Genomic DNA, 6,242 nt, shown 5'->3' on the forward strand with positions numbered 1-6,242 from the left:
AAAAGATCCCCCTTTCTCTTCGAGCAATTTCAACGCTTCACGTGATTTTGAACATTTCGGGTTATGCCAGATGGTTGTCACAGTATTATCCTTTTTTAGCGGTATTATAACTTCCTTCCGTCTCTACCGATAGAGATAGATTTTACTCTGGAATTTAAGCTCAACAGCTAAATTACAAGCAAATCTTATCTGACTTTATGATACGATAAAAACAATTTTGAAAAGATTCAGTTATTGAGGATTGTTTGTGCAGTTTAGATTTTTATCCCTTTATCTCATAGTTTTAACCTCACCTCTCTATGCAACCCCTTACGAATTTGGTCATGGATTCAATCTTCATGATTCTTTAACAGCGGGAGGTTATGTCTCCACTGAATTTGAATCCAATCAACAAGCAGATACTTTTACAATCGACGATGTTGCCGTTATGGCATACGGTAATATCGGATCTAATGTTTCGTATTTAGCAGAACTCGAAGCAGTCGGATTTTATCATAAACACCTTACCAATGGGAATGAAGGGGGAAGTCAAAAGTTTCATATCGAACGTTTATACATGGATATTTGGATGTCCGATACCTTTAATTTCCGCGTTGGTAAACAGATAACTCCGATCGGATATTGGAATCTTGAACCGATTAATGTTCTACGAGACACCACATCCAACCCCCTCTACAGTTCTCTTTTATTCCCGAAATTTTTGACCGGTATCGATATGAACGGCTATCTACCCCAAAGCAGTACAACCCGCTATCATCTCTTCGGCCAAGCAACCCACGATATGGATGAAGAGTATATCAATATCCCAAATACCCATTTTTACGGTTTATCCTTAGAACATGAGCTCTCCATGGAAACAAGTTTCGGCGGAAGTATCGGGGAATTTATCGCATTAAACTCGGATGAAAAAACACGTTTTTTACAAGGAAATGTAAAATACGATAACGGTTCTCTCCTCCTAAGCGCAGAAGCCATTACAGCTCAAACCGACTATCAGCATGCCAAAAGCGATCTTACCCTCAGCGGATATTTCCAAAGCGTCTATCATTTTTCAAACGAACACGCTATTGTAGGACGTTACGAATATTACGATGATCAGCATCGTGATTATAAAGACCACATCGGTATTTTCGGATACAGCTACCGTCCAATTTATCCTATCTCTATCAAAGGGGAATATCAGTGGCATTCTCAAGAAAATGAGAACCGTACCCTACTCTCCTTTTCGGTACTCTTCTGATGAAAAAATTGTTGATTTTTTACTTTCTTTATGGGAGTTTATTCGGTGCGGAGTACAGTATTATTATCTCTAAAAAGATCACTCTTTCAGAAATTACGTCCCAACAAATACGGGATCTCTTTTTGATGAAACGTCACGCCATCGGGAATCAAAAGATCATTCCGCTCAATCTACTCGGTCAAGACCCTTCTCGAATTACATTCGAAAATGAAATTTTAAAAATGGATCGAGACCGTCTAAATACCTACTGGGTCAAACAGCATTTCCAAGGGCTAACCCCTCCCATTACTCAGCCTTCTCATGAATCCATCAAAGCATTCGTCCAAAATGTCGAAGGAGCAATCGGGTACATCCCCTCCTCGATGGTTGATTCGAGTGTAAAGGTCATTTATGAGTTTTAAACTCAAAACGATTCTCCTCTTTCTGGCGGTCAGCCTCATCCCCTACGCTCTAACTATGTTTTTGGTAGGCAACTCGTTCCGTCAGGAACTCTACGATGCCGTTACGCAGGAGATGAATACCCAACTGCACTTGAGTGTTGAACGTATCGACCAACATCTGCTAACGCTGCACAATGATATGGCATTCCTAGCAAAATCGGATATCATGAACGATGTTTATACCAAAGACTTAGATCGACGTATCAGTAATGCGTTGTTATCGAAAAAAAATGATCTAAAAATGGTGGGAGATTTTTATCTTACCGACCCCCATGGGATGATTATCGCTTCCAGTGATTTCAATACAATTGGAAAAACAAACCGTTTCAAATCTTTTTTGAGCGTTAACGTCTACTCGACATTCTCAACGCAACCGATCGGGATACTCCATGTGCGCTATCCGGTAGAAAATTTCAAACGCTTTTTTTCCAATACGCAACAAAGACACTATTACATTCAGCATGCCGATGGAACGACATCCCTACGTCCTTCTCTTTTTCAGGATTCTCTCAAAGTATCCAAAACACTTAAAAATGCTCCCGATCTCACCGTCGTCTTGGAAGAGAAAAAAGAATTTGCCTATCGTCTTTTGTACAAATACGAACTATGGTTTATCCTCTTCTTGCTCGGCGGTGCTGTTTTTATTGCACTTGCCGCTTATTTCATCGCAACGCATTTGATCAAACCGATCATGACCCTCTCCAATACCGCTAAAAAAATTACCCGTACACGCGACTACACCCAGCAAGTACACATTAAACGAGACGATGAAATCGGAGAGCTTTCACGATCTTTCAATACCATGATCAGCGGAATGGATCATGCCCTAAACGAAATCACCGATCTTAACCAAGAAATCGAAGAGACCCAAAGAGAAGTCGTCTTTACGATGGGTTCTATCGGGGAAAGCCGCTCCAAGGAGACAGGAAATCACGTCAAAAGGGTGGCAGAATATTCCAAACTTCTCGCATTGTATTACGGATTGGATGAAGAGGAAGCGGAAATGCTCAAACAGGCTTCTCCGATGCACGATATCGGAAAAGTCGCCATCCCCGATGCCGTTTTAAATAAGCCGGGACGATTTGACGAAGAAGAACGTCGTATTATGGATACCCATGCCTTACTCGGCTACGAGATGCTTAAACACTCACGCCGCACTTTACTCCAAGCAGCGGCGATTGTTGCTTATGAGCACCATGAAAAATACGACGGAAGCGGGTATCCGCGAAAGCTATCAGGAGAAGCGATCCATATTTACGGTCGAATCACAGCCCTTGCTGATGTATTCGATGCACTCGGAAGTGACCGCGTTTACAAGAGGGCATGGGATGATGAGAAAATTTTCACCCTCTTTAAAGAGGAGAGAGGGAAACATTTCGATCCTCAGCTCATAGATATCTTTTTTGAGCACTTAGAAGAGTTTCTCACCATTCGCGAAACCTTTAAAGATACTCACGAAGCCCAAGAATAAGACTCCTAATTAATACTATTAACATTTCATTCTTGCTTTATTGATTCTATTGCTATAAGATATGCTTATCACAACAGAAAAGGTAAAAAAATGAAAAAAATTATATTGGTGTTTTTACTATCCATAGGTGCTTTGTTTGCTGCACCGCTTAATACGAGCGGTAAAGCCTCGGACATAACGGTAAAAATACAATCTGACAAAGATTTAATGGTAGGGCAAAACAATCTGACGATTACCCTAACCAAAGAGGGTAAACCGCTTGCCCCAAAATCGGTAGAAATCAAAGCGTTTATGCCTGAAATGCCGGGGATGCCGGAGATGAGTGATAAAATGAATTTAAAAGGGAAGAGTGGTATTTATAAAGGCTCTCTTAACTTTGCTATGAGTGGCACATGGCAAGTTTCTGTAACCATAGTAGATACGGATGGCAAACGAAAACGATACAAAACTTCAGTCAGTTTGTAGTTATGAACAAGGTTATCTTGGCGCTTCTTTGTGCAGGTGTATTAAATGCTCAAACGTTTGATGCGTTCATAGCCGATGTTCTCGTGCAGAATCCTGAGATCAAGGCACTTGAGGCCGAAGTAAAAGCGGCGCAGGAGGATGCAAAGATCGCGGGTAAACTGGACAACCCTCAACTCGATGTACAAGTAACCAACATAGACTTTACCAATCCTACCAAACGAAATATCGAACCTATGCAGCAGGTAATGATTGGCATATCACAAAACATCCCCCTTACAGCGAAACTAAGTGTAAAAAAAGAGGCAAAAGAATTAGTTGCCAAATCTTTAGAACACACGGTGTCACAAAAAAAGCTAAATCTTGAATTTGCTCTTAAACAAAGCGGTTACGATTTAGCAAAAGCAAAAGAAACCAAAAAAACATACGACAAATATTTGCAAACACTTAAATTTGCATTGGAACTTTTGAGAGCTTCCAATACCGTTGGAAATACAGTTCATAACGAACTTATTCGAGGTGATATGGAAATCGCCTTTTTTATGCGCAAAATGATCGATTTGGAAAGCGAAGAGAAAACTCAACTTAGAAAGCTTCAAAGTTTTGGGGTAAAAGTGGAGAAAGGGATTCAGATACCATTTTCAGTACCGAATACTGACGTTAAATCCATAGTCATAGAGGACTCAAAAGAGTACGCCTCTCTCAATACGACGGTTGATTCATTAGGAAAAGAGTTACAGAGCGAGAAACTCTCACAAATACCGGACATAGGGCTAAGCCTAGGGTATGCCAGCGCCGATTCTGAATTTCGTAATTATTGGTTTTTTGGAGTCAGCATCCCACTGCAAATATACGGCAGAGAAGATGCCCTAATCAAGAAGACACAATACGAATTAAGCGCCAAAATAGAAGAAGGTGAAAATCTTAAAAATACCCTTTCGTATGAACTTGACAGCTCCAAAATAAAGTTAGAAAGTGCGCAAAAAAACTACGCATTAACCGATAAAATTCTAAAAACGCAACTCTCTCACTTACTCCAATCAGCCCTTGCATCACTCAAAACAACCGATTCGTCGAAAGCGTATGTCATAAGTGCCATAAAAGATGCCCTTAGCCTTGAATTAGAGTTGATAAACTACACCTATGACGCCAATATTGCTCTCGCACAAATCAAAAAACTTAGCGGAGAAGAACTATGAAAAAAGCCCTTTTGCTTACGATCCTCATCGTTACCGTATATGCACAGAACTACAAAATATCAACCGTTAAAGTCCAAGAAACACACAACATACCCCAAAAAGAATTTTTTGCAAAAACCTCTTTTAAAGAAGCATCTACAAAAGAAATCACCCTAAAGTTTTCAGGTTTTGTCGAGAAAATATCGGTAGATGAAAAGTATGCAAAAGTTTCGAAGGGTTCTTTGCTTTTTACTGTGTACAGTCCTGAAATTTTAGCGCTAAAAGAGGAACTCATAAAAACAGCAGAGTATGCCGAAAAATCAAAAGCGTTTGAGGATGAGACTTTTTCAAAAACGGCACTATCGTTACTTGAATCAACCAAACAACGACTGGCGCTACTGGGTGTTTCAAACGCAGACATCGCAAAAACCCTCTCCTCCAAAACCGCGTCCAAAACAGTTGCCGTATACTCCCCCTACAACGGTACAGTAGTGGAAAAATCTCTGTTTGCGGGTTCGTTCGCAGAAGCAGGCAAACCGCTCATGAGACTCGCCGATACCTCGACGCTTTGGGTAGATATCAAAATATACGAACGGGATATTCCTACACTGCAAAAAGGCTCTACCGTACTCCTGAGCTTTAGCGGGGCATCTAAAACCTACAAGGCAAAGATCACCCAAATTCTTCCCGAAATCAATGAGAACGACAGAAGCCTAACCGCTCGGGCAAGTCTGCAAAACGATGGACACTTGGTCGCCAATATGTTTGCCAAAGCCCGTATTGAATCCAAGGGGGGGAGAATTTTGGCGCTCCCGAAAACGGCCGTACTTGAGCGGGGCAAAAAGCAGTTTGTTTTTGTCAAAGTCGATAATAAGTTTGAACCGCTGGAGATAACGGCTAAAAAAATAGATGCTTATACGTATCAAATAGTAGACGGTATCACGCAAGGTGAAGAGGTGGCTAACAATGCGTTGTTCATGCTTGATGCAGACGCTAAAATAAACGGGTTATACTGAGATGATCGAAAAAATTATTGAGTTTTCACTCAAAAACCGAATTTTTATCTTTTTACTTTTTACCCTTTTATCTCTAGCCTCCTTTTGGGGGGTAAAAAATGCCTCTTTCGATGCTTTGCCTGATCTCACTCCGCCACAGGTTGTTATCGAGGTTAAATGGGAAGGACAAAGCCCGCAAATCATAGAGAAGCAGGTTACTTACCCGCTAACAACCTCATTTTTATCTTTGGCGAATGTCGAAACGGTCAGAGGATTTAGCGGATTTTCAACGGCACTGATCTATGTTGTCTTCAAAGACAAAACAGACTTGTATTTCGCTCGGACAAGGGTGCTCGAAAAGCTCAGCCAAAGCATAAAATCGTTTCCGAAAGACGCCTCAGTAACGCTGGGACCGGATGCCACGGGTGTTGGCTGGGTATACCAATACGCCCTTAC

The 6,242-nt window shown here is 41.1% G+C and carries 6 protein-coding genes and 2 pseudogenes; all 8 read left to right on the forward strand.

All coding sequences use genetic code 11. From position 1 onward, the window contains the following. Positions 1 to 247: 247 nt before the first annotated feature. Positions 248 to 1,240 (forward strand): hypothetical protein, encoded by a 993-nt coding sequence (locus A3G19_RS04130; protein ID WP_015654704.1) that lies wholly within the window; start codon positions 248 to 250, stop codon positions 1,238 to 1,240. Continuing rightward, positions 1,240 to 1,641 carry a hypothetical protein gene (locus A3G19_RS04135; protein ID WP_015654705.1) on the forward strand — a complete coding sequence of 134 codons (402 nt, stop codon included), beginning with the start codon at positions 1,240 to 1,242 and terminating at the stop codon, positions 1,639 to 1,641. Before A3G19_RS04130 ends, A3G19_RS04135 begins: the two co-directional genes overlap by 1 nt. A gap of 316 nt (positions 1,642 to 1,957) precedes the next feature. After that, a pseudogene (locus A3G19_RS04140) lies at positions 1,958 to 2,476 on the forward strand (HAMP domain-containing protein); the annotation flags it as partial. Between the two features lie 30 nt (positions 2,477 to 2,506). Then, positions 2,507 to 3,151: pseudogene (locus tag A3G19_RS04145) on the forward strand (HD domain-containing phosphohydrolase); the annotation flags it as partial. Positions 3,152 to 3,241: 90 nt separating this feature from the next. Beyond that, positions 3,242 to 3,616: a FixH family protein gene (locus A3G19_RS04150; RefSeq protein ID WP_015654707.1), complete on the forward strand. Its 375-nt coding sequence runs from the start codon at positions 3,242 to 3,244 to the stop codon at positions 3,614 to 3,616. A 2-nt stretch (positions 3,617 to 3,618) separates the two neighbouring features. Beyond that, the gene (locus A3G19_RS04155) at positions 3,619 to 4,812 is read left to right on the forward strand and encodes a TolC family protein (RefSeq protein WP_294870740.1); all 1,194 of its coding nucleotides are present in this window, start codon (positions 3,619 to 3,621) and stop codon (positions 4,810 to 4,812) included. Beyond that, a complete protein-coding gene (locus A3G19_RS04160) occupies positions 4,809 to 5,807 on the forward strand; it encodes an efflux RND transporter periplasmic adaptor subunit (RefSeq protein WP_294870741.1) in 999 nt (332 codons plus the stop codon). Before A3G19_RS04155 ends, A3G19_RS04160 begins: the two co-directional genes overlap by 4 nt. Position 5,808: 1 nt before the next feature. After that, positions 5,809 to 6,242: efflux RND transporter permease subunit (locus A3G19_RS04165; protein WP_294870743.1), on the forward strand; the 434-nt coding region annotated here is incomplete at its 3' end.

The sequence above is a fragment of the Sulfuricurvum sp. RIFCSPLOWO2_12_FULL_43_24 genome, assembly GCF_001829605.1.
Lineage (GTDB): Bacteria > Campylobacterota > Campylobacteria > Campylobacterales > Sulfurimonadaceae > Sulfuricurvum.